At 66.5% G+C, this 23,616-nt stretch carries 23 protein-coding genes and 2 tRNA genes; 19 read left to right on the top strand and 6 right to left on the bottom strand.

Annotated elements, in window-relative coordinates; all coding sequences use genetic code 11:
- The first annotated feature begins 145 nt into the window (after nucleotides 1-145).
- The 4 genes from AC1MDG_RS12695 to AC1MDG_RS12680 all read left to right on the top strand — a co-directional run bounded on the left by AC1MDG_RS12695 (nucleotide 146) and on the right by AC1MDG_RS12680 (nucleotide 3,994).
- A tRNA-Gln gene (locus AC1MDG_RS12695) sits at nucleotides 146-217 on the top strand.
- A 127-nt stretch (nucleotides 218-344) separates the two neighbouring features.
- Nucleotides 345-420: transfer RNA gene (locus tag AC1MDG_RS12690), tRNA-Glu, on the top strand.
- Between the two features lie 176 nt (nucleotides 421-596).
- Nucleotides 597-2,378: a dynamin family protein gene (locus AC1MDG_RS12685; RefSeq protein ID WP_479804217.1), complete on the top strand. Its 1,782-nt coding sequence runs from the start codon at nucleotides 597-599 to the stop codon at nucleotides 2,376-2,378.
- Complete coding sequence (locus tag AC1MDG_RS12680; protein WP_479804215.1) at nucleotides 2,375-3,994, top strand: GTPase; 1,620 nt, start codon at nucleotides 2,375-2,377, stop codon at nucleotides 3,992-3,994. Before AC1MDG_RS12685 ends, AC1MDG_RS12680 begins: the two co-directional genes overlap by 4 nt.
- Here the strand turns inward: AC1MDG_RS12680 and AC1MDG_RS12675 are convergent.
- Together AC1MDG_RS12675 and AC1MDG_RS12670 are read right to left on the bottom strand one after the other, a co-directional pair.
- On the bottom strand, nucleotides 3,991-4,536 hold the full coding sequence (locus AC1MDG_RS12675; protein WP_479804213.1) for a DUF1697 domain-containing protein: 546 nt from the start codon (nucleotides 4,534-4,536) through the stop codon (nucleotides 3,991-3,993). The genes AC1MDG_RS12680 and AC1MDG_RS12675 overlap by 4 nt on opposite strands.
- Nucleotides 4,537-4,596: 60 nt before the next feature.
- Nucleotides 4,597-5,316 carry an IclR family transcriptional regulator gene (locus tag AC1MDG_RS12670; RefSeq protein ID WP_011692361.1) on the bottom strand — a complete coding sequence of 240 codons (720 nt, stop codon included), beginning with the start codon at nucleotides 5,314-5,316 and terminating at the stop codon, nucleotides 4,597-4,599.
- Between the two features lie 112 nt (nucleotides 5,317-5,428).
- Between AC1MDG_RS12670 and leuC the strand changes: the two genes are divergently transcribed.
- The 6 genes from leuC (at nucleotide 5,429) to AC1MDG_RS12640 (ending at nucleotide 11,982) form a co-directional block, all read left to right on the top strand.
- Nucleotides 5,429-6,883 carry a 3-isopropylmalate dehydratase large subunit gene (gene leuC, locus AC1MDG_RS12665; protein ID WP_479804211.1) on the top strand — a complete coding sequence of 485 codons (1,455 nt, stop codon included), beginning with the start codon at nucleotides 5,429-5,431 and terminating at the stop codon, nucleotides 6,881-6,883.
- A gap of 70 nt (nucleotides 6,884-6,953) precedes the next feature.
- Complete coding sequence (gene leuD, locus AC1MDG_RS12660; protein ID WP_043482407.1) at nucleotides 6,954-7,556, top strand: 3-isopropylmalate dehydratase small subunit; 603 nt, start codon at nucleotides 6,954-6,956, stop codon at nucleotides 7,554-7,556.
- Between the two features lie 143 nt (nucleotides 7,557-7,699).
- Complete coding sequence (gene murA, locus AC1MDG_RS12655) at nucleotides 7,700-9,025, top strand: UDP-N-acetylglucosamine 1-carboxyvinyltransferase (protein ID WP_043482405.1); 1,326 nt, start codon at nucleotides 7,700-7,702, stop codon at nucleotides 9,023-9,025.
- Nucleotides 9,026-9,035: 10 nt separating this feature from the next.
- Nucleotides 9,036-9,782: a lysophospholipid acyltransferase family protein gene (locus tag AC1MDG_RS12650; protein WP_479804208.1), complete on the top strand. Its 747-nt coding sequence runs from the start codon at nucleotides 9,036-9,038 to the stop codon at nucleotides 9,780-9,782.
- Nucleotides 9,779-10,831: an NAD(P)H-dependent glycerol-3-phosphate dehydrogenase gene (locus tag AC1MDG_RS12645; RefSeq protein ID WP_479804206.1), complete on the top strand. Its 1,053-nt coding sequence runs from the start codon at nucleotides 9,779-9,781 to the stop codon at nucleotides 10,829-10,831. The genes AC1MDG_RS12650 and AC1MDG_RS12645 overlap by 4 nt, the downstream gene beginning before the upstream one ends.
- Nucleotides 10,832-10,833: 2 nt before the next feature.
- Entirely contained in the window at nucleotides 10,834-11,982 is a 1,149-nt protein-coding gene (locus AC1MDG_RS12640; protein ID WP_479804205.1) for a D-alanine--D-alanine ligase family protein, read from the top strand.
- Nucleotides 11,983-12,072: 90 nt separating this feature from the next.
- Here the strand turns inward: AC1MDG_RS12640 and AC1MDG_RS12635 are convergent, their stop codons facing one another.
- Nucleotides 12,073-12,576, bottom strand: coding sequence for a DUF3515 domain-containing protein (locus tag AC1MDG_RS12635; RefSeq protein WP_479804203.1), 504 nt, complete (start codon nucleotides 12,574-12,576; stop codon nucleotides 12,073-12,075).
- A gap of 56 nt (nucleotides 12,577-12,632) precedes the next feature.
- Between AC1MDG_RS12635 and AC1MDG_RS12630 the strand changes: the two genes are divergently transcribed.
- The 4 genes from AC1MDG_RS12630 to rsmD are packed head-to-tail and all read left to right on the top strand — an operon-like array spanning nucleotide 12,633 to nucleotide 17,503.
- Nucleotides 12,633-13,658 (top strand): thiamine-phosphate kinase, encoded by a 1,026-nt coding sequence (locus AC1MDG_RS12630; protein WP_479804201.1) that lies wholly within the window; start codon nucleotides 12,633-12,635, stop codon nucleotides 13,656-13,658.
- A gap of 22 nt (nucleotides 13,659-13,680) precedes the next feature.
- Nucleotides 13,681-14,682: a DAK2 domain-containing protein gene (locus tag AC1MDG_RS12625; protein WP_479809092.1), complete on the top strand. Its 1,002-nt coding sequence runs from the start codon at nucleotides 13,681-13,683 to the stop codon at nucleotides 14,680-14,682.
- Entirely contained in the window at nucleotides 14,672-16,885 is a 2,214-nt protein-coding gene (locus AC1MDG_RS12620; RefSeq protein WP_479804199.1) for an ATP-dependent DNA helicase RecG, read from the top strand. The genes AC1MDG_RS12625 and AC1MDG_RS12620 overlap by 11 nt, the downstream gene beginning before the upstream one ends.
- 39 nt (nucleotides 16,886-16,924) lie before the next feature.
- The gene (gene rsmD, locus AC1MDG_RS12615; RefSeq protein WP_043482386.1) at nucleotides 16,925-17,503 is read left to right on the top strand and encodes a 16S rRNA (guanine(966)-N(2))-methyltransferase RsmD; all 579 of its coding nucleotides are present in this window, start codon (nucleotides 16,925-16,927) and stop codon (nucleotides 17,501-17,503) included.
- Here the strand turns inward: rsmD and AC1MDG_RS12610 are convergent, their stop codons facing one another.
- From AC1MDG_RS12610 to AC1MDG_RS12600, 3 genes are read right to left on the bottom strand one after another with little or no spacing between them, the layout of a single operon-like run.
- Entirely contained in the window at nucleotides 17,504-18,295 is a 792-nt protein-coding gene (locus AC1MDG_RS12610) for a spermidine synthase (RefSeq protein ID WP_479804196.1), read from the bottom strand. It abuts the gene before it with no gap.
- Nucleotides 18,292-19,500: an aminotransferase class I/II-fold pyridoxal phosphate-dependent enzyme gene (locus tag AC1MDG_RS12605; protein WP_479804194.1), complete on the bottom strand. Its 1,209-nt coding sequence runs from the start codon at nucleotides 19,498-19,500 to the stop codon at nucleotides 18,292-18,294. Before AC1MDG_RS12605 ends, AC1MDG_RS12610 begins: the two co-directional genes overlap by 4 nt.
- On the bottom strand, nucleotides 19,497-20,372 hold the full coding sequence (locus AC1MDG_RS12600) for an SDR family NAD(P)-dependent oxidoreductase (RefSeq protein ID WP_479804192.1): 876 nt from the start codon (nucleotides 20,370-20,372) through the stop codon (nucleotides 19,497-19,499). Before AC1MDG_RS12600 ends, AC1MDG_RS12605 begins: the two co-directional genes overlap by 4 nt.
- A 44-nt stretch (nucleotides 20,373-20,416) precedes the next feature.
- Between AC1MDG_RS12600 and coaD the strand changes: the two genes are divergently transcribed.
- From coaD to mutM, 5 genes are all read left to right on the top strand, one after another.
- Nucleotides 20,417-20,917 (top strand): pantetheine-phosphate adenylyltransferase, encoded by a 501-nt coding sequence (coaD, locus tag AC1MDG_RS12595; RefSeq protein WP_479804190.1) that lies wholly within the window; start codon nucleotides 20,417-20,419, stop codon nucleotides 20,915-20,917.
- A gap of 175 nt (nucleotides 20,918-21,092) precedes the next feature.
- Entirely contained in the window at nucleotides 21,093-21,617 is a 525-nt protein-coding gene (locus AC1MDG_RS12590; RefSeq protein ID WP_082049716.1) for a YceD family protein, read from the top strand.
- Between the two features lie 36 nt (nucleotides 21,618-21,653).
- Entirely contained in the window at nucleotides 21,654-21,857 is a 204-nt protein-coding gene (rpmF, locus tag AC1MDG_RS12585) for a 50S ribosomal protein L32 (protein ID WP_009356569.1), read from the top strand.
- An 18-nt stretch (nucleotides 21,858-21,875) separates the two neighbouring features.
- Complete coding sequence (gene rnc, locus AC1MDG_RS12580; protein ID WP_479804187.1) at nucleotides 21,876-22,598, top strand: ribonuclease III; 723 nt, start codon at nucleotides 21,876-21,878, stop codon at nucleotides 22,596-22,598.
- Nucleotides 22,599-22,605: 7 nt separating this feature from the next.
- Nucleotides 22,606-23,583: a bifunctional DNA-formamidopyrimidine glycosylase/DNA-(apurinic or apyrimidinic site) lyase gene (mutM, locus tag AC1MDG_RS12575; RefSeq protein WP_479804185.1), complete on the top strand. Its 978-nt coding sequence runs from the start codon at nucleotides 22,606-22,608 to the stop codon at nucleotides 23,581-23,583.
- The last annotated feature ends 33 nt before the right edge of the window (nucleotides 23,584-23,616 follow it).

Here is a 23,616-nt window from a genome sequence, read left to right as displayed (position 1 = left end):
GGTGCCGGCGCTGCCGGTTCGCTGGCCGCGGGGCAGGCCGGAGGCCTCGATTTGTGCCAGTCAAAACTCTCGGGTAAAGTAATTACTCGTGCTGAGGCGCCGGGAGCGAAGGTTTAGGCCTGAACATCCGGTCCGAAAGTGCCATTGGGATATGGTGTAATTGGCAACACTACGGTTTCTGGTACCGTCATTCTAGGTTCGAGTCCTGGTATCCCAGCTCTGAGAAAGCCGCATTTCGATGCGGAAGATCAGGGGTTTCAAGCGGTTTATCCGATTTGAAACACTGGCTCGGTTTATGAAACAATCACTGAGCCTGATGGCAGAAATGCTATCTGGAAGTACGCGGCCCCATCGTATAGCGGCCTAGTACGCTGCCCTCTCACGGCGGTAACGCGGGTTCGAATCCCGCTGGGGTCACCACTAAAGCGGTCCCGGGCAATAGCCCGGGGCCGCTTTTATGTGTCCGGATACTTTCCCTGCTATTCCCCGCCGAATGGTCCTTTCCCCTGGAACCGCGAGGGGGATATGACCGCCTGGAGGGGACTTCCCGGGGCGATGCCCGGGCCGGACGCGGGCTGAACTGGCATGATGAAGCTGTGACATCCCCATCTGAGAGTTCGCCCCAGCGCCCGGCTGCGCAGAACACCAGGGCGGCCGCAGCCGTGGAACTGCTCGAGGCCGTCCGCAGGGACCTCGCCGAGGCCGAGCTGCCACTCGCGCTGCCCGGTGCGGACGCGGCCCGACTCGACATCAGGAACGCGCTGGCGCAACTGGACGACTACATGCTCCCGCGCTTCCGCAGCCTGGACGCTCCGCTGCTGGCAGTCGTGGGCGGATCCACCGGAGCCGGCAAATCAACTTTGGTCAACGCCCTGGTGGGACATCCGGTCACGAGGGCCGGTGCCATCCGGCCGACCACCAGGCAGCCGATCCTGCTCCATAACCCGGCGGATTCCGGCTGGTTCGAGGACCAGCGGGTACTGCCGAACCTGAGCCGCATTCGGGGCGCAGTGGTGGAAACCCCGCTGCCCGCGAACCGGGCCGGTGCTGCTCCGGAGAGCGCGTCAATATCCTCCCTGGTGCTGTTGGGGCACCCTGCAGTGCCGGAAGGCATCGCCATCCTGGATGCTCCCGACGTCGATTCCGTCTCGGACGGCAACCGGACGCTTGCCGGCCAGTTGCTCGCTGCAGCCGACCTCTGGGTATTTGTGACAACAGCCAACCGTTATGCCGACGCCGTGCCCTGGAAGCTGCTCCTCGACGCTGCGTCGAGGGACATCATGGTGGCGGTGGTGCTGGACCGCGTGCCCCCGGCCGCCGAGGCGGAGGTCAGCGCGGACCTCCGGACCATGTTGCAGCGGGAGGGCCTGGGCGCAGCCCGGCTGTTCATCATTCCGGAGGTGACTCTCGACGTTCTTGGAATGCTGCCCGGCGGGGCCGTGGAACCCCTGGGTCATTGGCTGCGTGAACTGGCAGCGGACTCTGCCGGCAGGGCCGACATTGCCCGGCGGACCCTGAACGGGACAGTTCGGGCGCTCAGCGGCCGCGTGGCCGCCCTGGCGCAGGCCACGAGGGAGCAACAGCAATCCCGGGATGTCCTGGCCCGGGATGTTCGCAACGCCTATCAGGATGCCGGCGCCAGGATTCTTGACGCTACGCGGGACGGTGCCCTCCTGCGCGGCGAAGTTCTGGCCCGCTGGCAGGACTTCGTCGGTACCGGGGAATTCTTCCGTGTCCTGGAACAGAACATCGGTCGGATGCGGGACCGGATGGGCGCTTTCTTCCGCGGCGAGCCCGCTCCCGCTGTCAAGGTGGAAACAGCCATTGAAACGGGGCTGCAGGCGGTCATCATGGACGAAGCCGCCAACGCGTCCGAGGACGCAGACCAGCGCTGGCGATCCGACCCTGCGGGCCGCCAGCTCCTGGGCACGGACGACCTTTCCGGCACCAGTGCCGGGTTTGCCGACACGGTGGCGGCAGAGATCCGTGCCTGGCAGGGGGCGCTGATGGAGCTCATCCGGACGGAGGGCCAGGGGAAGCGGACCCAGGCCCGGTGGCTTTCCTTCGGTGTCAACGGACTCGGGGCAGCCCTGATGATCGTTGTTTTCTCCATGACTGCCGGGCTCACTGGGCTGGAGATCGGCGTGGCGGGAGGTACCGCCGTCGTAGGTCAGCGGCTCCTGGAAGCCGTCTTCGGCGAGGACGCCGTGCGGCGCCTCGCGCAAACTGCGCGCGAGGACCTGAACGCGAGGTGCCACAAGCTGCTGCAGGCAGAGCAGCAGCGCTTCCTTGACCGCCTCGACTTCAGCACCGGTGTTCCGCCCGAGGTCCTTTCCGATCATGCGCGCGCCCTCCAGCAACTGGCGGGCGCTGCATGAGCCGGCACAGTGGAACCCGGGAAGCCTCCCGGCTTGACGCCCGCCTGCAGGCCCTGAACGACGCGCGGGAGCTTGCCGGCGGGGTGCTGCCGGACGAGGCGCTGGATGAAGTGCTTCGGGTCCTTGAGCGCGCCAGTTCGCGCCGATCATTGTCCTCGGACCACACCGTAGTGGGATTTTTCGGTGCAACGGGCAGCGGCAAGTCCTCGCTCTTCAATGCGGTCAGCGGCGCTGAAATCGCGACGGCGGCGGTCCGCCGACCCACGACGTCCGAACCGCTGGCGGGTGTCTGGGGAGCAGAGGGCAGCGAGCCGCTGCTGGACTGGCTCGGAGTTACACAACGCCATCATTCCTCAGCGGTGCCGGGGTTCGCCGACGAATCCACCGGCCTGATCCTGCTGGACCTGCCGGATTTCGACTCAACGAAGGCCGCCAACCGGGAGATTGTCCAGCGGATGGTGGGATTGGTGGACGTGCTGGTGTGGGTACTGGACCCGCAGAAATATGCGGACGCCGCGGTGCATAACGACTTCCTCACACCCCTGGCTTCGCACGGAGCGGTCACGCTGGTGGTCCTCAACCAGGTTGACCGGCTGCCGGCGTCGGACATCGGGCCCGTGCTGGAATCCCTCAAAGCCATCCTTGCCCGGGACGGCCTGGGGAAGGTGCAGGTCCTTGGCGCCTCTGCGCTGGAGGGGACGGGCGTGGATAAAGTCCGGGCGGCCATCCGCCACGTAGCGGTGCAACGGCAAGCGTTGTCGCAGCGGCTCGCAGCGGATGTTTCCAAGGCCTCCGCCGGGCTTGTGGATGCCTCCGGAACCGGGGAGGCCGCGGGTGTCAAAGCAGGCACCAGGTCCCGGCTTGCAAACGAGCTGGCCTCCGCCGCGAACGTCCCGCTCGTGGTAGATGCTGTGTCGCGGTCGTACCGTCAGGAAGCCACCCGGCGCACAGGCTGGCCGTTGACCCGCTGGCTGGTCCGCTTCCGTCCGGACCCGTTGCGGCGGCTGAACCTGCGGCGCGAGGGCGGCAACTACGAAGTCAACAGGACATCGCTGCCGCCGGCGGGTGCTCCGGAACGGGCCAGGACAGACGCCGCCGTCCGGGACTTCGCGGATGCGGCCAGCGACGGGGCACCGGGACCATGGCGCGCGGCCATCCGCAGTGCGGCACGTGAGGGCCGGGAGCAGTTGCCGGACGCGTTGGATCAGGCCATTGCCGGCACCGACCTGCTAGCCGGACGCACATCGTGGTGGTGGGGACTGTTCAATGTCATCCAATGGCTGGCCCTCGTTGCGGCTCTGGGCGGCGTCGGCTGGCTCGGGGTCCTGGCCGGGCTGGGGTACCTCCAGCTGCCCGTGCCGGAAGTACCACGGGTGGAAGGGTGGCCCGTTCCGACACTGATGATCGCCGGTGGAGTGTTACTGGGCATGGTGCTGGCCATCGCCGGCAAGGTCATCGCCGGTGCGGCAGCCCGGCTGCGGGGTGCCGCGGCGGGGAAGAAGCTGAGGGCAGCCGTGGCCGCGGTCGCGGACAGGCTGGTGGTTGAGCCGGTGGAAGTGGAAGTCAGCCGGCTCAAGTCCTACAATGCTGCCGTGAAATCCGCCCGCCGCGTCTAGCCCTGTTCCAGCGATTGCGTGGCGTCGCGGACCTTGATCATGGTGCGAAGGTTACGCGTCGTGGTGGTCGATTTGTAGCGGGCCTTGGATGACAGCTTGCTGAACGGGCTGGCCAGCGTGCCGCCGGCGGGTGCCAGCCAGGCCATGGCCTCAGGACCCAGGCGCTGTTGTTGCGTTCCGTCCAGCCGGGAACCGGCCTCGAACAGCTCGTCCAGCACGGCCGTGTCCGAACTGAGCGTGATGTAGGTGTGCGTCGCCTTGTCCTCGGCAGGGTACGGGCACGCCTCGACGAGCGCGGCAACCCGGGCGGCAGCCATCACCACCACCCAGGCGTCATAGCCAAAGGCCTGGCGCAGGCAGGCTTCGACGTCGTCCTTGACTGCAGCCGCCCCGAGATTGCTGGACAGGGCAACGTTGCCGCTGGCCAGGAGCGTCTTCACGTCGGCGAATCCCCGTGCGGCCAGGGCGCTCCTGAGATCCGCCATTTTGATGTTGATTCCGCCCACGTTGACGCCGCGGAGGAAGACCGCATAGCTGTTCATTGGCACAGCCTAATACCCGGTGCCGGCGGGGCGGCCACTGACTGGGCTGTGCCCGCGGTGTCAGTCGTTGTTCTTGCGGAGCGCCTCGGTCAGCACCCGGGCGGCATTGCAGACGACTTCGGCATGCAGCCGGCCCGGCTGGCGGGTCAGGCGCTCGATCGGACCGGAAATGGACACCGCGGCAATCACGCGTCCGGACGGACCCCGGACAGGTGCGGAAACGGAGGCGACCCCCGGCTCGCGTTCGCCGAGGCTCTGGCCCCAGCCCCGCCGTCGTACTCCGGCCAGGACCGTGGGCGTGAAGCGCGCCGCCTGCAGCCCTTCGAGAAGCCGGTCGTGGTCCTCCCAGGCGAGGAGCACCTGGGCGGCCGAGCCGGCCTTCATCGACAGCTGCGTACCCACCGGGATGGTGTCGCGGAGCCCGATGGGGCGTTCGGCAGAGGCGACGCAGACCCGCCAGTCACCCTGCCGGCGGAAGATCTGGGCGCTTTCGCCGGTGGCGTCGCGCAGCTGCATCAGCACGGGTCCCGCGGAGGCGATGAGCCTGTCCTCGCCGGCGGCGGAGGCGAGCTCCACCAGGCGGCTGCCGAGCACAAAACGGCCCTGGATGTCGCGGCTGACAAGCCGGTGATGGACGAGTGCCAGGGCGAGCCTGTGTACAGTCGGCCGCGCCAGTCCGGTGGCAGCCACGAGCTGCGCCAGAGTGGTGGGCCCCGCCTCAAGTGCGTCAAGCACATGGGCCGCTTTATCGATGACACCGACGCCACTAGAATTGTCCATGTAATGATATTGCCGTCTCAATATCTGAGATGCAAATCATTTGGCTGGCGTATTACGAGGCTGTGCTGGTTCAGTGGATATAAACAGCCAACAGCAGTGAAGGGAGATGGCCATGGCAAAGACATTGGCCGAGAAAGTCTGGGACGCGCACGTGGTGCGCAAAGGCGACGGCGAAGGTGCCAACGCCCAGCCGGACCTTCTCTACATCGACCTCCACCTGGTGCATGAAGTCACGTCGCCGCAGGCTTTCGAAGGGCTGCGGCTCGCCGGGCGTCCACTGCGCCGCCCGGACCTCACCATCGCCACCGAGGACCACAACACCCCCACGCTGGACATCGACAAGCCTATCGCCGATCTCACCAGCCGGACCCAGATCCAGACCCTCCGTAACAACTGCAAGGAATTCGGGGTCCGCCTGCACTCGCTGGGCGACGCGGAGCAGGGGATCGTCCACGTTGTGGGGCCGCAGCTCGGCCTGACCCAGCCGGGAATGACTGTGGTCTGCGGCGACTCGCACACGTCCACCCACGGAGCGTTCGGCGCACTGGCCATGGGCATCGGCACCTCCGAGGTGGAGCACGTCATGGCCACCCAGACGCTGTCCCTGAAGCCGTTCAAGACCATGGCGATCAACGTCGAGGGAACCCTTCGCCCCGGAGTGTCGGCAAAGGACATCATCCTGGCGGTCATCGCGAAGATCGGCACCGGCGGCGGGCAGGGCTACGTCCTCGAATACCGGGGTTCCGCGATCCGTGCGCTGTCCATGGAAGCCCGGATGACCATCTGTAACATGTCCATCGAAGCCGGGGCACGCGCAGGGCTCGTCGCTCCGGACCAGACCACGTACGACTACATGTACGGGCGCCCGCATGCGCCGCAGGGTGCGGAGTGGGACGCCGCCGTCGAATACTGGAACACGCTCCGGTCCGACGACGACGCGACGTTCGACGTCGAGGTGGACCTGGATGCCGACACGCTGGAGCCCTTCGTCACCTGGGGCACAAACCCCGGCCAGGGTGTTTCGCTGTCCGCCAAGGTGCCTTCGCCGGAGGACTTCGGCGATGAAAACGCCAAGGCCGCGGCCGAACGGGCACTGCAGTACATGGGGCTGGAAGCCGGCACCCCGATGAAGGAGATCCGGGTGGACACCGTCTTCCTGGGCTCCTGCACCAACTCCCGGATGGAAGACCTTCGCGCGGCAGCGGACATTATCCGCGGCCGCACCAAGGACCCGGACATCCGGATGCTCGTGGTCCCGGGCTCGGCACGCGTCCGGCTCGAAGCCGAAGCGGAAGGCCTGGACAAGGTCTTCAAGGACTTTGGAGCCGAATGGCGCTTTGCCGGCTGCTCCATGTGCCTGGGCATGAACCCGGACCAGCTCGAGGTGGGGGAGCGCTGCGCATCCACCTCCAACCGCAACTTTGAAGGACGCCAGGGCAAGGGCGGCCGCACCCACCTCGTCTCACCGGTAGTCGCGGCAGCGACCGCGGTGCGCGGCACGCTCAGTTCGCCGTCGGACCTGGACCCCGCTCCGGAGTCCGCCGCCGTCCGCAGCAGCGCCGCCTAGATAACGCCGCTTAGGCAGCGCAGTCCACACGCGCAGCAGCCCACACCTACCCAGCACCAAAGGATCCGCCATGGAAAAGTTCAGCACCCACACCGGCGTCGGCGTCCCGCTGCGCCAGAGCAACGTGGACACCGACCAGATCATCCCGGCCGTCTACCTCAAGCGCATCACCCGCACGGGTTTCGAGGACGCACTGTTTGCGGCCTGGCGCAAGGACCCGGCCTTCATCCTGAACCAGGAACCGTTCAGTGCCGGCTCCGTGCTGGTGGCCGGACCTGACTTCGGCACCGGGTCCTCCCGTGAGCACGCAGTGTGGGCCTTGAAGGACTACGGATTCAAGGCCGTGCTGTCCTCCAGGTTCGCCGATATCTTCCGCGGAAACTCCGGCAAGCAGGGCCTCCTGGCTGCCGAAGTCGCCCAGGACGACATCGAACTCATCTGGAAAGTGCTGGAGAACGCCCCGGGCACCGAAGTGACCGTAGACCTCGGCTCCAAGACCGTGATGTGCGGCAACGTGGTGGCGCCGTTCGAGATCGACGACTACACGCGCTGGCGCCTCCTGGAAGGCCTGGATGACATCGGGCTGACCCTCCAGCATGAGGAAGACATCACTGCCTACGAAGCCACAAGGCCCGCTTTCAAGCCAAAGACCCTGCCTGCACGGCTGTCCTAGACGGGACGGTTCCGCCGGACGGCCACGCCCCGCCGCGCCGTCTGGAAAAACGCGCCGCATTTCAGATCGGTAACGCTAGCTCCTATGCTTAGCTGGAGCCTTTGTAAGGATTTGGGGGCGAGTAGTCGTGAGGAAACCGGTATATGAGTAGTGTTTTGACAATCCGCGGAGGCGTCCCGCTAACTGGACGCGTCACCGTTCGCGGGGCCAAGAATCTTGTCCCCAAGGCCATGGTGGCCGCCCTGCTGGGCAACGAGCCGTCCGTGCTGCGCAACGTCCCTGAAATCAAGGACGTCGAGGTTGTCACCAGCCTGCTCCAGCTTCACGGCGTCACGGTGGAAAAGGACCCGGTGACCGGGGACCTGACCCTGGATCCGAAGGGCGCCAAGACCGCGTCCAGCACCGCGATTGACGCCCACGCCGGCGACTCCAGGATTCCCATCCTGCTGTGCGGTCCGCTGATCCACGCCATCGGTGAAGCGTTCATTCCCGACCTTGGCGGCTGCAAGATCGGCGACCGCCCTATTGATTACCACCTCAACGTGCTGCGCCAGTTCGGCGCCGTCGTCGAAAAACGTCCGGGCGGCATCCACATTTCCGCGCCCAAGGGACTCCAGGGCGCCAAAATCTCCCTGCCGTACCCGTCAGTCGGGGCCACCGAGCAGGTCCTGCTCAGCGCCACCCGGGCTGAAGGCATCACGGAGCTGTCCGGTGCCGCCACGGAACCGGAAATCATCGACCTCATTGCCGTGCTGCAGAAGATGGGCGCCATCATCAGCGTCCAGACGGACCGCACCATCCGCATCGAAGGCGTCAGGGACCTCGGCGGCTATAACCACCGTGCCCTCTCGGATCGGAACGAGTCCGCATCCTGGGCGTCAGCGGCCTTGGTGACCCGCGGAGACATTTTCGTCGAAGGCGCTTCCCAGCGGGACATGATGACCTTCCTGAACACCTACCGCAAGGTGGGCGGCGGCATGGACATCGGTGAGGACGGCATCCGGTTCTACCACCGGGGCGGCAAGCTGAACCCGCTCGTCCTCGAAACGGACGTGCACCCGGGATTCATGACGGACTGGCAGCAGCCGCTGGTTGTGGCCCTGACGCAGGCAGAAGGCGTATCGATCGTCCACGAGACCGTCTACGAGAACCGTTTCGGCTTCACCGACGCCCTCATCCGGATGGGCGCCAACATCCAGGTGCACCGGGAATGCCTCGGCAGCGTGCCGTGCCGTTTCGGCCAGCGCAACTTCCTGCACTCGGCCGTCATCTCGGGACCGACGCAGCTCAAGGGCACAGACATCGACGTCCCGGACCTCCGGGGCGGCTTCAGCCACCTCATTGCCGCGTTGGCCGCCACCGGCACGTCCCGGGTGACCGGCATCGATATCATCAACCGCGGCTATGAGCGCTTCACCGAGAAGCTCGCAGGCCTGGGCGCCGATTTCGACATCACCGCAGCCAAGTAACGGGGTCCCAGTGAAGGAAACGGCCAAGAGCCGCACCACCTTTGTCATCGTCGCCGGGATCGTCAGGCCCGTGATGAACCTGCTCATGAACAAGAAGTGGGAAGGGCTGGAGAAGCTTCCGGCAGGCGGCTTCATCGCCGCACCCAACCACTGCACCGAGATCGACCCGTTGGTGATCGGTCACCTGCTCTATAACCATAAGCGGATGCCGCACTTCCTGGCCAAGGGCGGCCTCTTCAAGGTGCCGGTCCTCGGAGCTGTGCTGCGGGCCACCAAGCAGATCCCGGTGGAACGTTCGACGGCGGGCGCCAACCGTTCGCTGCAGATCGCCAAGGAAGTGGTGGACGAAGGCGGCGCCATCATCATCTACCCCGAAGGTACGCTGACGCGGGACCCGGAGCTGTGGCCGATGAAGGGCCACACCGGTGCTGCCCGGATGGCGTTGGAGAGCGGCATTCCGGTGGTTCCGATGGCCCACTGGGGAGCACACCAGGTCTTCCCGCGCTACGCGAAGCGCTTCCACCTGTTCCCCCGCCGGACCTCCCGCGTCATTGTCGGCGACCCCGTGGACCTGAGTGCTTTTGAGGGCCGTCCGCTGGACAAGGCAACGCTGACCGCCGCCACGGCAGTCATCATGGACGCCATCACCGGGCTGCTGGCCACCCTGCGGTCGGAACAGCCTCCCGCTGAGCGGTGGGATCCGGCCGCCCACAACCAGAGCAAGCACGGACGGATCATCGAGGAGGGCGGCAAATGACCCCCGCTCCGACCGTAACCGGCTCAGCAACGTCGGTCGCAGTCCTCGGTGCCGGTTCCTGGGGCACCACGTTTGCCAAGATCCTGGCCGACGCCGCCACGGCCTCCGGCGTTGAGCGGAGCATCCGGCTGTGGGGACGCCGCAGCGAGGTGGTTGACCAGATCAACACCCTGCACCGGAATCCGCAGTACCTCAAGGACATCGACCTCCCGCACAGCATCACTGCCTCCACTGACGTGGCGGACGTGCTCGCCGGTGCGGACCTGGTGGTTCTCGCGGTGCCGGCCCAGTCGCTGCGGCTGCAGTTGCGCGAGTGGCGGCGGCTGATTTCGCCGGCTGCCTTTGTGGTGTCCCTGATGAAGGGGCTGGAACTCAGCTCCGATGCCCGCATGAGCGAGGTCATCAGTGAGGAACTGGGCATCAAGCCGGACCGGATTGCGGTGGTGTCCGGGCCGAACCTGGCCATGGAAATCGCCCGCGAGGAACCGACCGCCTCCGTGGTGGCCTGCGCGGACGCGGAAGTGGCGTCCTGGATCGCCCGCAGCTGCACCGCACCGTATTTCCGCCCCTACACCACCACCGACGTCGTCGGTGTTGAAATCGGCGGCATCGTGAAGAACATCATTGCACTCGCCGTGGGTATCTGCGAAGGCAAGAGGATGGGTGACAACACCAAGGCGTCCGTCATCACCCGCGGGCTCGCGGAGACCTCAAGGCTTGCCCTTGCCCTCGGGGGAGAAGCGCAGACCATGGCCGGCCTCGCCGGCCTGGGCGACCTCGTGGCCACCTGCTCCTCGCCGTTGTCCCGGAACCACACGGCCGGACGCCTGCTGGGCAACGGGCTCACGCTGGAACAGGTGACCGCGGAAATGACCCAAACGGCCGAAGGGATCAAGTCCGGCCAGGCCGTGCATGAACTCGCCGGAAAGCTCGGCGTCGAGATGCCCATCACCGCGGCCGTGGTTGCCGTGCTGGCCGGAAAACTGTCCGTTGACGAACTGGGACCGCTACTGCTGGCCCGGGACCTGAAATCCGAAGGCGATTACTGACTGTGTCGGAAGAAGTATTGAACAAGCACACCGGGTCCGGCCACGCCAAACCGCGCATCGCCGTTTTGTTTGGTGGCCGCTCCAGCGAGCACGCTGTCAGTTGCGTGACGGCCGCCGGTGTCCTCGGGGCCATCGACTACGACAAGTACGACGTGATCCCCATCGGCATCGCAAAGACCGGACAGTGGGTCCTCGCCCCCGGGGACACCCGTCAATGGTCCCTCTCCGCTTCCTCGCTTCCCGAGGTGGCACCGTCTGCCCGCACGGTCACACTTGCCGAAATCGGCGGAGAGCACCAGCTGATTGTGGCGTCCCCGAACGAAGTTCCCCAGGAACTCGGTGCCGTGGACGTTGTCTTCCCGCTGCTTCACGGCCCGTTCGGTGAGGACGGCACCATCCAGGGACTGCTGGAGCTCTCCGATACCCGCTACGTCGGCGCCGGTGTCCTGGCGTCCGCCGTCGGGATGGACAAGCATTACATGAAGGTGGTATTTGAGGCCGCCGGCCTGCAGGTGGGCCCGTACATCGCCGTGACGGACCGGCAGTGGCTCACTGACCCGGAATCCGTCCGCAAACGCGTCGACCTGCTGGGTTACCCCGTCTTCGTCAAGCCTGCCCGGGCGGGATCGTCCATGGGCATCTCCAAGGTGGACTCCCTGGAGGGCCTGGACGCAGCCATCGCGGCTGCCCGCGAGCATGACCTCAAGCTGGTGATCGAGGCCGGGATCACGGGCCGCGAAATCGAGTGCGCCGTCCTGGAAGGCCGGGGCACGGAACCGCCGCGGACCTCCATGCCGGGAGAGATCGCCGTCGCGCCGGGGGAGCACGAGTTCTATGACTTCAATGCGAAGTACGTGGAAGACGACGCCGCCTCGCTGAGCTGCCCCGCTGACATTCCCGAGGAGGCAATCGCCCGGGTCCGTGAGCTTGCTGCGGCCGCGTTCGACGCTGTGGGGGCCGAGGGGCTGAGCCGGGTGGACTTCTTCTACACTCCCGACGGCGAGCTGATCATCAACGAGATCAACACCATGCCGGGCTTCACGCCGAAAAGCATGTACCCGCAGATGTGGGCTGCCTCCGGGCTGGGTTACGCCGAACTCATCGACGAACTGATCTACCTGGCGCTGAACCGGAAGACCGGGCTGCGCTAGTCCCCACCGGCACCCTAACCTCGCTTCGCGTCGGCCAGGGAACCCTGCCGATCAGGGAACCCTGCCGGCGTGGGCCCGGCGCCTGGCCCGCTATTTCCCGGTAGGCAGATTCTGCAGTTCTTCCTGGCCCACGCAGTTCCTGGTGGCCTTGATCTTCCCGGCCGCGGCGGACAGTTCGGCCAGCACGGTCGCGGAACTGATCTGGTCCGGGTCCATGAGGATTTCGGTGGCCGGTTCGCGGCCGAAGGTAGTCAGCGTCCAGACGGGGTCGCCTTCCTTGATGACCCAGTCGATTCCGTTGACGCTAACGCAACGGTCGGTCGTGGGGCCGGGAACATTGACCCCGCAGCGGAGGATCACCTTGGAGGGATCGCCCCAGGCCGCGGTTGCCTGGCTGTTGGTCTTCCGCAGCGCAGCATCACCCATGGTGTCCGGAAGGGCCACCATCATGGGCGCGCAGGCAGGGTTGGCCGCGTCCTTGGCCGGTGCGACGTCCACTACCGGCGCGCAGGCCGTGAGGGCCAGCACCACCGCGGCAGCCGTTGCTGGCAGTCGAAGCGAACGGGCGGAAGCCGGGGTGCGGAGCTGGTGCATCGGTTAAGCCTATCCCGGTCCGGACGGATGTCGGTCCCTGACTGTAGCGTAGTGGTGTGCCTGAATCTCACCTCACCGTTGACGGACTTTCCGAAGCCGAGCTCCTTGCCAGGATCTTTCCGCGCCTGAACAACGGGCCTGCCGAGGGCACGGCCCTCCTGCTTGGCCCCGGCGATGACGCCGCCATTGTGGCAGCCCCGGACGGCCGGACCGTGGTCAGCATCGACACGCAAGTCCAGGACCAGGACTTCCGGCTCGTGTGGCGCAACGGGTACCGGACCACAGGCTTCGACGTCGGCTGGAAGGCCGCAGCGCAGAACCTCAGCGACATCAACGCCATGGGCGCGCGGTCCGTGTCCATGGTGGTAAGCCTGACGCTGCCTCCCGAAACGCGGGTCTCCTGGGTCGAAGATTTCGCGGACGGCTTGTCGCACGCCATTCGCGAGCTTGGTGCGGCAGGGTGTTCGGTGGCTGGCGGGGATCTCGGCCGGGGCCGGGAATTGGCCGTGACCGTGGCCATCCTGGGCACCTTGGACGGGCGGGAGCCGGTGTTGCGCTCGGGGGCCCGTCCCGGGGATACCGTCGCCCTGGCTGGAACGCTGGGGCACGCGGCGGCGGGCCTTGCCCTGCTGGAGTCGGGGTTGGCCGTTGAACGGTTGACGCCGGAGCAGCGGACCATGATGGACAGGCAATGCCGGCCGCTGCCGCCGCTGGAGGCAGGTCCCTCCGCACTTGCCGCGGGCGCCTCGGCCATGATGGACATCTCCGACGGACTGGTCCGGGACGGCAACCGCCTTGCCGCCGCCAGCGGCGTTGTGCTGGATCTCGATCCTGCTGTGCTCAAGCAACTCGCCGAACCTTTGGCCGCCGCGGCAGATGCGGTGGACGGGGACCCTATGGCCTGGGTGCTGGGCGGCGGGGAAGATCATGGACTTCTTGCCACATTCCCCGCAGGCGTTCAGCTGCCGCCGGGTTTCGCTGCGATAGGCTCAGTAGAAGCCCTTGCACCAACGGAAAGCACTGGCGTCAAGATAGCGGGCCGGCCCGCGGACACTGTGGGATGGGATCACTTTGCAGACTAAGATTGCCGCCAACGCGCAAGCGATGAAGCGGTGGTTGGGCAAGGCTGAAACAGTGCTCGGGAACCACAGCGACCGCCTGAACGCCATCAATATCTTCCCTGTGGCGGACGGCGATACCGGCACCAACCTCTACCTGACGGTCCGTGCTGCAGCGCAGGCCCTCAACAGCCCCGCGACGTCGCCTGACCCCGGTTTTCCGCTGCAGTCCGGCGGAGCCCCGGGCCAGCAGGACGTCGGGGCGGTGCTTGCGCGCGCCGGCCAGGCTGCCATGGAGCAGGCGCGAGGCAACTCCGGCACCTTGTTTTCGGTATTCCTGTGTGCCGCCGCGGAGCCACTGGCCGGCCACACCCGCCTGAGCTCCCCGCTGCTCGCAGCTGCTCTCAACCGCGCCCAGATCCGGGCCTGGTCGGCGTTGAGCGATCCTGTTCCGGGGACCATGCTCTCGGTCATGGAGGCTGCCGCGCGCGCTGCCGCCGGAGTGGACGCCGACCAGAACGGCGACGACAGCAACCATGTGCTGGGGCTCGCCCTGGATGCGGCGGTGGAGGCGGCGCTCGAAGCGGTGGTCCGCACCGAAGACCAGTTGGCAGCGCTGCACGAGGCCCATGTCGTGGACGCCGGCGGGGTGGGGATGCTCCTCATCCTTGATTGCCTGCGCTCCGCTGTGTTGGGTGAAGAACTTCAGGGTGCCATGCTGGACGGCCTGCACGGATACGACGTCCAGGACCCCCACATCCATACCGATATGCCCGACGACGAGGGCGTGGAGGTCATGTGCACCATCAGCCTTTCTCCGTTGGACGCGGCAACGCTGCGGCAGCGGCTGGATGAAATGGGCGATTCGGTGATCATGAGCCAGGTGGGCGGCGCAGTCGACGCCGACGGAAAGTACCGCTGGCGCGTGCACGTCCATGTGCCCGCCCCGGAACCGGCCGTGGCGCTGATCGGCTCCCTCGGTCAGCCCACGGACATATCCGTCAGCCAACTCGCACTGCCGCGGGACCCCGACGGACATGAACGCTGAGCTTGAACTGGGCCTGGAACGCCGCATCGGCAAACGGTCCGCAGCTGTCATTGAGAAGCACCTGGGCATCACTACCGTGGGCGGCCTGCTCAACTACTTCCCGCGCCGGTACCTCAGCAGGGGTGAACTGACCCCCATCAGTGAGGTCCCGCTGGATGAGGAGGTCACTCTGATAGCGCGTGTCGTGTCCAGCAGCACGCGCGCTATGCGGGCGCGCCGCGGCACCCTGACCGACGTCGTGATCACGGACGACGCCGGCACGCTCAAAGTAAGCTTCTTCAACGGATTCAGGGCCAAAGCCGAGCTGCTCCCCGGCCGACGGGCCATGTTCTCGGGCAAGGTCTCCCGGTACGGCGGCAGCCTCAGCCTCACCAACCCTGACTTCCTGCTGCTGGACGAGGACCCGGAAACCCCGGGCATGGATCCGGAGAAGCTCGCCGCCATGCCCATCCCGGTCTACCCGGCAACGGCCAAGCTCACCAGCTGGTCCATCCAGAAAGTGATCTCCACCCTGCTGGACACCGTCGACCTGGACCTCCTGGACGACCCCCTGCCGGCCGAGGTCTCGGCGCGGGAGAAGTTCCTGCCGGCCGCCCGGGCCTACCGGTTGATCCACATGCCGGAGGTGCCAGGAGACTGGCAGCGCGCCAGGGACCGGTTCCGGTACCAGGAGGCCCTGGTGCTGCAGTCCGCCCTCGCCCGGCGACGGGCCCAGCTGGCAGCCGAGGAGGCCACGGCACGCCGGCCGGTCGCCGGCGGGATTCTTACGGCGTTCGACCGCCAGTTGCCGTTTACCCTCACCGCCGGCCAGTCCGCCGTCGGGAAGACCCTCGCGGAGGAGCTCTCGCAGGACAGCCCGATGAACCGGCTCCTCCAGGGCGAGGTGGGGTCGGGCAAGACCATTGTTGCGCTGCGCGCCATGCTTCAAGTGGTTGACGCCGGCGGCCAGGTCGCCCTGCTGGCGCCCACGGAAGTGCTGGCGGCGCAGCACTTCGAATCCATCCGCAGGACCCTGGGTCCGCTGTCCCGGGACGGCCTGCTGGGCGGATCAGGTCCTGACGCCGTGCAGGTCACGCTGCTTACCGGATCGATGCCCACGGCTGCCCGCAGGCAGGCCATGCTGGACGCGGTGTCAGGGACCGCCGGAATCGTGATCGGCACGCACGCGCTGCTCAGCGACAACGTTTCGTTCTACGACCTCGGCCTGATCGTGGTGGATGAGCAGCACCGCTTCGGGGTGGAGCAGCGCGACGCCCTGCGGGCCAAGGCCAGCAAACCGCCCCACCTGCTCGTCATGACTGCCACGCCCATTCCGCGGACCGTGGCCATGACAGTGTTCGGCGACCTCGAAACATCGGTGCTGGACGAACTGCCCGCAGGCCGCGCCCCCATTTCCACTCACGTGGTGGGACTCGCCGAAAATCCCGGTTGGGCCGGGCGCATCTGGTCCCGGTCACGGGAAGAAATCGACGCCGGCCACCAGGTCTACGTCGTGTGTCCCAAGATCGGCGAGGACGACGACGGCGATTTTAGCCCCGGCGAAGCGGAGCCCTCCGCAGCCGACCTGGAAGGGGACGGGCCCGCCCGCCAGCTCGCGTCCGTCACGGCCGTCGTCGAACACCTCCAGGACGAACCCGCGCTGGCCGGCGTTTCGCTGGCGCCGTTGCACGGCAGGCAGGATCCCGTCCTGAAGTCTGCAACGATGGCATCCTTCACGGCGAATGAAACAAAGTTGCTGGTGTCCACCACCGTGATCGAGGTGGGCGTCGACGTCCACAACGCCACGCTGATGGTGATCCTGGACGCTGACAGGTTCGGCATCTCCCAGTTGCACCAGCTCCGCGGACGCGTGGGGCGGGGCGGGTTGCCTGGCACCTGCCTCCTCGTGACCACACTCGAGCCAGGGCATCCCAGCCGCCGCCGCCTGGACGCCGTGGCAGCCACGACCGACGGATTCGAGCTATCGCAGGAGGACCTGAAGCTGCGCCGCGAAGGCGACATCCTCGGCGCCTCCCAGTCCGGCGGACGCTCCACGCTCAAGCTGCTGCGCGTGCTGGAACATGAGGCCGTCATTGCGAAGGCACGCCAGGACGCGCAACGGATCGTGGCCGGGGATCCAGGCCTGACGGAACATGCCACCCTGGCGGAGGCAATCGAAGAGTATTTGAACCCGGAGAAGGAGGCGTTCCTTGAGCGTGGCTAGGAGTTGGCGCAGGGCTGCAGGCAGCGGGAGGGTGCGCACATGAGCCGGATCATCGCCGGCGCCAGCGGCGGGATGCCCCTGGTCAGCGTGCCCGGTTCCATGACCCGCCCCACCACGGACCGGGTCAAGGAAGCGCTCTTCTCACGGCTTGAGGCCTTCAACGTGGTGGCGGGCGCCCGGGTCCTGGACCTCTATGCGGGTTCCGGTGCGCTCGGCGTCGAGAGTGCCAGCCGGGGTGCGGAGACCGTCGACCTCGTGGAGTTCGACGGGAGGGCCAGCGAGGTGTGCCAGCGCAATGCCGACCTCGTCAACGGGGCCGTCGGACGCAAGGCGGTGTCGGTCCACCGGTCCCGGGTTGAGTCGTTCCTGGAGCGGACCGTGCCGGGCACCCTGTGGGACCTCGTGTTCCTGGACCCGCCGTATCCGCTGGACGAGCCCGCCATGGGCGCGGTGCTGGAAGAGCTCTCGCCGTACCTGGCCGAGGGCGCCGTGGTGGTCGTGGAGCGCTCGTCCCGCAGCCCCGAGCCGTCCTGGCCGGCATCTCTGGAACGGTTTGCCGAGAAGAAATACGGCGAGACCAAGCTGTGGTTTGCTGAACCTGTGGGCGGCGGCAGCTGACTAGCCGGAGAGCGAGTCGAGATCCACGCCCGCCAGCACCGTCGCAGGGTGCGGGCCGCGTGCCGTCAGCTCCGCGGTCCACTCCGCAGGCCACGGGCCCCTCGTGCCGGCAAGGATGATGTTGCCGGGATGCCGCCCGGCGAACATCCCGGACTCGGCGAACGCGGCGACACCGCCCATGACCTGCCGCAGGGCTGCCGCCTGGCTCCTCACCAGGGTCAGCCCCGGTTCGTCGCCAACGTTGACGACCAGCACACCGCGTGCCGTCAGCCTGGCTGCGGCTTCCGCATAGAACCCGGCGCAGGCAATGTGCTCCGGTGCCTCCGGCCCGGAGAAGATGTCCAGTATCACGACGTCGAAACGCAGGTCCGCCGGCAGTTCCGCCAGCGCGTCCCTGGCGTCGCCGATCAAGGTGTGCAATACCGTTCCTTCAGGCATCGGCAGCTGCTGCAGGACGAAGTCCAGCAGCTCGCGTTCCAGCTCCACGGCGTACTGCGGGGACCCCGGGCGCGTCGCCTGGACGTAGCGGGCCAGGGTCAGGGCCCCGGCGCCAAGGTGCAGGGCGCTGACGGGCTCGCCGGCAGGCGCCGCCAGATCCACCACGTGCCCGATCCGGCGGAGATACTCGTAGAAGATTTCGCCCGGCTCGGCGAGGTTCACGTGGGATTGCTCAGCGCCGCCGATGCTCAACACGTAGGACCCCTCGGTGAAGGCATCCGGTTCGATGGTGGCGTGCTGTCCGGTGGTGCGGAGGAAACGTGATCCTGCCGGGGTCCGGGCTGGCTTTGTCACAGCCTGTCCCGGAGGGTGGCCAGCCGGGATGCGGCCTCTTCGAGGACCTCGGTCTTTTTGCAGAAGGCGAAGCGGAGCAGGCTGCGGGTCCGTTCGGCGCCCGCGGGATGGCAGAAGACGGGCACCGGGATGGCGGCGACCCCCACCAGGTCCGGAAGCCTCCGGGCGAGGTCCACGGAGTCGGAGATGCCCAGGGGCGCCGTGTCCACATTTACGAAGTAGGTTCCCTGCGGAGTGAACACGTCCAGGCCGGCGGCCTTCAGCCCGTCGCTGAGGATGTCCCGCTTGCGCCGGAGGGTCTCGGAGATTCCGGTGTAGAAGTCGTCGGGCAGGGCGAGCCCCACGGCGATGGCGCCCTGGAACGGCGTGCCGGAGCTGTAGCTCAGGAACTGCTTCACTGTCCGGATGGCAGACACGAGGTGTTCAGGTCCGCTGAGCCAGCCGATCTTCCAGCCGGTGAAGGAGAACGTCTTGCCCGCGGAGGAGATGGTCACAGTCCTGCCGGCCGCGCCGGGGAGCGTTGCCACCGGCATGTGCGGCTCTCCGAACGTCAAGTGCTCATACACCTCATCGGTGATGATCACGGCGTCGTGTTTTGCGGCAAGTTCGACGACGCGCTGAAGCACCTCACGCGGAAAGACCGCGCCGGTGGGGTTGTGTGGATTATTGATGAGCACCACTTTGGTGCGGCTGCTGAAGGCTGCTTCCAGGGCGGCCATGTCCGGCATGAAGTCCGGGGCGATAAGCGGAGCCGTTACGTGCGTGGCTCCGGCCAGCCCGATCATGGCGCCGTAGGAGTCGTAGAACGGTTCGAAGGTGAGCACTTCGTCACCATGCTCCACGAGCGCCAGCAACGACGCCGCGATGGCCTCGGTGGCGCCGGTGGTGACGATGACCTCCGTCTCCGGATCCGGCGTGAGCCCGTAGAACCGTTGCTGGTGCGCCGAGATGGCCTCCCTCAGGGGAAGGATTCCCTTGCCGGGTGCGTATTGGTTGGCGCCGGAGGCGATCGCCGCCTGGGCGGCCGCCTTGATTTCCGCCGGGCCGTCCTCGTCGGGGAAGCCCTGGCCAAGGTTGATGGCGCCGGTCCGGACCGCGAGGCTGGTCATTTCCTCGAAGATGGTGACCCCGAGGGTGCCGTTGGCTGCCAGCAGGTTGGCGCCGGACGCTGCCCGCTGCCACGGTGCCGGAACTGTTGTACTCACTGCTTGCCTGCCTGTCCGTTGGATGGGGGGTCCTCTGCCCGCCCGGTGAATTTTTCCATGCCGGCGTAGACCCCGAAGAGCCGCCCGCCGATGAGGTCCCATGCGCGGACCGGGAGGATCCCCCGCAGGACCTTCCCGAGATTGGCCGTCGCCGGCGCAATCAGGAGCGGGCGGCCCGCGGCCATGGCCCGCCATGCCCGGTGGACGGCGTCATCGGGAGCCATGAGCGGCGTGAGCAGGGGACCGCGGGCGCCAGCGAACATTCCGGTGGAGATGTAGCTCGGGCAGAAGGTTGTGACCCGCAGATGCCGGTAGCCTTCCTGCTCCAGTTCGATCCGCAGTGAGTCGCTCCAGCCAACCACGGCCCACTTGGATGCTGCGTAGACGCTCATCCGGGGGTTTGACACCGTGCCGGCAGCGGAGGCGATGTTCAGGATCCGGCGGGGGCGCCCGCCGTCGGCCATCATGTCCGGGAGGAAGGCGAGCGTGACGTACATCGGTGCCAGCGCGTTGACGTCCATCGTCAGTGCGATGTCCGGGCCGGGCCGGTGGTCCCAAAAGAGTGCGCCGCGCACGATCCCCGCGTTGTTAATGAGCAGAGTCAGTGTGCCTTCCGCCCTGCACTCCTGCGCGGCCTCGGCAATGGCTGACCGGTCCGCAAGATCCACCTGGCGGGCCACGGCGCGGGCGCCCAGCTCAGTGACTTCGCGGGCGACGTTTTCCAGTCCGCCGCGGTCCAGATCCCACAGGATGACGACGGCGGCGCCTTCCTTGGCGGCACGGAGTGCGTGCAGCCGGCCCATGCCCATGGCTGCGCCGGTAACAAGGACCACGCCCCCTGCTACGGTGAAGGGAATGTTCGACTCGGGCATCCAGTCATGTTATCCCCGCCCGGGCGATGCGGTAGGTTCGGAACATGAGACGCGCCGTATGCCCAGGCTCCTTCGACCCGATCCACAATGGCCACCTGGAAGTCATCGCCCGGGCCGCAGGGCTCTTTGACGAAGTCATTGTGGCGGTGTCCACCAACTACGCCAAGAAGTACCGCTTCTCACTGGAAGAGCGGATCGACATGGCCCGCGAGACCCTCGCGTCCCTGCGCGGCATAGTGGTGGAGCCGGTGGGGGAGGGCCTGCTGGCGGAATACTGCAGGCAGCGGGGCGTGTCCGCCATTGTGAAGGGCCTGCGCTCGTCCTCGGACTTTGACTACGAGCTCCCGATGGCCACCATGAACCGTCAGCTCAGCGGCGTGGAAACGGTCTTCCTTCCCACCGAAGGCCACTACCTCCACTTGTCGTCCACGCTGATCAAAGAAGTCTTTTCGCTGGGCGGAAATGTGTCCGACTACGTGCCGCGATCGGTGTTGAAAGGCCTGCTGGCGGGCGAGCCGTCCTCGGATCAGCCCGGCAGAGGGTAGGCTTGATCGGTACGCAACGGCCCCTGTCGGTTTTGCGGCCCAATCCCTGTCCGTCCCGCGGTGCTCAACTGTGTGGCATTCAGCCGGTTTGAGTCCGCCCGGCAGATCAGGCTAAGATAGTACGTCGGTCATATGTTCAACAGGAGTTCTCATTAAACGAGATGCTAGTTCGCCCTTGGCGTTCGACGTCAAGGACCTCGGGCGCAGCCCGGGGAGCATGCGGACGCTGAAGGAACATGTACCCGCACCAGGTGAGCTTGGTGTGGCACTCATTGGCGTGCAGGAAGGCTCGGATGTCGAGCTGGATCTGCGGCTGGAGGCCGTACACGAAGGAATTCTGGTATCAGGAACCGTTCACGTCGAAGTAACCGGCGAGTGCGGCCGATGCCTGGATCCCCTTGCGTATGACCTCGAGGTCGATGTGCAAGAACTTTTCTTCTACGAGGACGCCCAGTTCTCCGCCGAAGAAGACGAAGAAGAGCAATATCGAATCGAGCACGATGTAATCGATCTTGAGCCGGTGTTGCGGGACGCAGTTGTAACCATGCTGCCGTTCCAGCCGGTGTGCCGGGAAGACTGCCAGGGCCTTTGCTCCGAATGCGGAGTACGCCTGGAAGACGAGCCGGGGCATCACCACGAGGTCGTAGATCCTCGCTGGGCTGCCCTAGCTGACTTGGCTAAGCCTGACCGGCAAAATTGATTTGTAAGTGTTTTTCTAGAGAGAAATGAGTTAGCCGTGGCTGTCCCGAAGCGGAAAATGTCTCGCTCGAATACCCGCGCCCGCCGCTCCCAGTGGAAGGCAACCGCCCCCCACCTGGTGAAGACCGTTGAGAACGGCCAGGTTACGTACAGCCTGCCGCACCAGGCAAAGGTCGTTACCGACTCGGCTGGCACTGCGCTGTTCCTTGAGTACAAGGGCCGCAAGGTCGCGGACGTCTAATCGGCCCACTGGCTGACCATGACGTCTTCAACTGAAGAGCTTTTGAAGCGTCTCGGTGTCTCTATTGATGCCGGGACGCTTCGTCTTGCTCTGACACATCGTTCGTATGCCTACGAAAACGGCGGCATACCCACCAACGAGCGCCTTGAGTTCCTGGGCGATTCCATCCTGGGTTTTTCCGTAACGGATGCACTCTACCGCGACAACCCTGCACTGCCTGAGGGCGACCTCGCGAAGCGGCGTTCAGCGGTGGTAAGCACCCGGGCACTCGCCGGAATCGGCCGCAGCCTTGGCATTGGCGAGTACATCTACCTCGGACAGGGCGAAAAGCTCACCGACGGCAAGAACAAGGCGTCCATCCTCGCCGACACCATGGAAGCCCTCATTGGCGCCACCTACGTGTCCAACGACATCGAGACGGCACGCCAACTGGTCATGCGTCTGATCGGTCCGCTGCTCCAGGACGCAGCCGCCCTTGGTGCGGGCACCGACTGGAAAACCAGCATCCAGGAGTTGGCGGCCAGCCGTCAGCTGGGCAGCATCTACTACGCCGTGGAGGGCTCCGGCCCGGACCACGCGCGTACGTTTGTTGCCGTGCTCCGGATCGGCGGGACCGATTACGGGCAGGGCGCCGGACGCTCCAAGAAGGAAGCCGAGCAGGAAGCTGCCGCTGACGCCTGGCGGAAACTGTCCGTAGGCGCCGCGCCGAACCAGCCGGCGGACTCCGAAACCGGACTTTAGGTAGTCCGTGCCCGAACTGCCGGAAGTCGAAGTTGTCCGCCGCGGCCTGGTGAGCTGGGCCCGCGGCAGGACAATCACTTCTGTCGACGTCCTGGACCCGCGTTCCATCCGCCGGCACCCGCTCGGCGCCGAGGATTTTGCCGGCAACCTCGAGGGCGCCCGGGTCCTGGACGTGGTGCGCCGAGGAAAGTTCCTCTGGCTCCCCCTGGCGGAAACGGCGGACGAGCCAGGTCCTGGGGACGGTCCGGCGGCGCGCCCGTCCCGGCCGCGAGTGGCCCTCATGGCCCACCTGGGAATGAGCGGCCAGCTGCTGATGCAGGACTCCGATGTGCCGGACGAGAAGCACCTGAAAGTCCGCCTGCGCCTGAGCCCCGCCGACGGCATGCCGGAACAGCTCAGGTTCGTGGACCAACGCATCTTCGGCGGTCTGTTCGTCACGACGCTGGTGCCGACGGCCGACGGCGGGCCCGGCGGCCTGGGGGAGACCCCGGCGCCCTTCATTGCCGAGGAAGCCTCGCACATCGCCCGGGATCCCCTGGACCCCCATTTTTCCTTCGATTCCTTTTACCGACGGCTGCGCACCCGGAAGACCGGGCTTAAGCGGGCGCTCCTGGACCAGGGGCTCGTTTCCGGGATCGGCAACATCTACGCGGACGAGGCACTCTGGCGGGCGCGCCTCCATTACGCCCGGCCCACCGACACGCTTCGCCGCGCCGATGCGCTGCGGCTCATCGACGCCGCACGGGACGTCATGCTGGACGCCCTCGCCGCCGGCGGGACGAGCTTCGACTCCCTCTACGTCAACGTCAACGGCGCCTCCGGGTACTTTGACCGGTCACTCAATGCGTACGGCAGGGAAAACCAGCAGTGCAAACGCTGCGCCGCTGCAGGCATCGTAAGCCTCATGAAGCGCGAACAATTCATGAACAGGTCGTCCTATACCTGCCCTGTCTGCCAGCCGCCCCCCCGCAACGGCCGGTGGTAAGCAAGGGAAAAATCCGGGCTTTGTCGGAGGCAC

It is taken from the genome of Arthrobacter sp. AIWTK1, from assembly GCF_056680535.1.
This window is presented reverse-complemented; position numbering and strand designations above follow the sequence as displayed.

Bases quoted from the DNA above. Each gene is read 5' to 3' on its own strand.
- AC1MDG_RS12675 (WP_479804213.1), bottom strand. From the start codon at position 4,536: ATGAACAGCTATGCGGTCTTCCTCCGCGGCGTCAACGTGGGCGGAATC.
- rsmD (WP_043482386.1), top strand. From the start codon at position 16,925: ATGAGCCGGATCATCGCCGGCGCCAGCGGCGGGATGCCCCTGGTCAGC.
- AC1MDG_RS12670 (WP_011692361.1), bottom strand. From the start codon at position 5,316: ATGGACAATTCTAGTGGCGTCGGTGTCATCGATAAAGCGGCCCATGTG.
- leuD (WP_043482407.1), top strand. From the start codon at position 6,954: ATGGAAAAGTTCAGCACCCACACCGGCGTCGGCGTCCCGCTGCGCCAG.
- AC1MDG_RS12620 (WP_479804199.1), top strand. From the start codon at position 14,672: ATGAACGCTGAGCTTGAACTGGGCCTGGAACGCCGCATCGGCAAACGG.
- AC1MDG_RS12680 (WP_479804215.1), top strand. From the start codon at position 2,375: ATGAGCCGGCACAGTGGAACCCGGGAAGCCTCCCGGCTTGACGCCCGC.
- murA (WP_043482405.1), top strand. From the start codon at position 7,700: ATGAGTAGTGTTTTGACAATCCGCGGAGGCGTCCCGCTAACTGGACGC.
- AC1MDG_RS12625 (WP_479809092.1), top strand. From the start codon at position 13,681: ATGAAGCGGTGGTTGGGCAAGGCTGAAACAGTGCTCGGGAACCACAGC.
- AC1MDG_RS12635 (WP_479804203.1), bottom strand. From the start codon at position 12,576: ATGCACCAGCTCCGCACCCCGGCTTCCGCCCGTTCGCTTCGACTGCCA.
- coaD (WP_479804190.1), top strand. From the start codon at position 20,417: ATGAGACGCGCCGTATGCCCAGGCTCCTTCGACCCGATCCACAATGGC.
- AC1MDG_RS12645 (WP_479804206.1), top strand. From the start codon at position 9,779: ATGACCCCCGCTCCGACCGTAACCGGCTCAGCAACGTCGGTCGCAGTC.
- leuC (WP_479804211.1), top strand. From the start codon at position 5,429: ATGGCAAAGACATTGGCCGAGAAAGTCTGGGACGCGCACGTGGTGCGC.
- AC1MDG_RS12600 (WP_479804192.1), bottom strand. From the start codon at position 20,372: ATGCCCGAGTCGAACATTCCCTTCACCGTAGCAGGGGGCGTGGTCCTT.
- rnc (WP_479804187.1), top strand. From the start codon at position 21,876: ATGACGTCTTCAACTGAAGAGCTTTTGAAGCGTCTCGGTGTCTCTATT.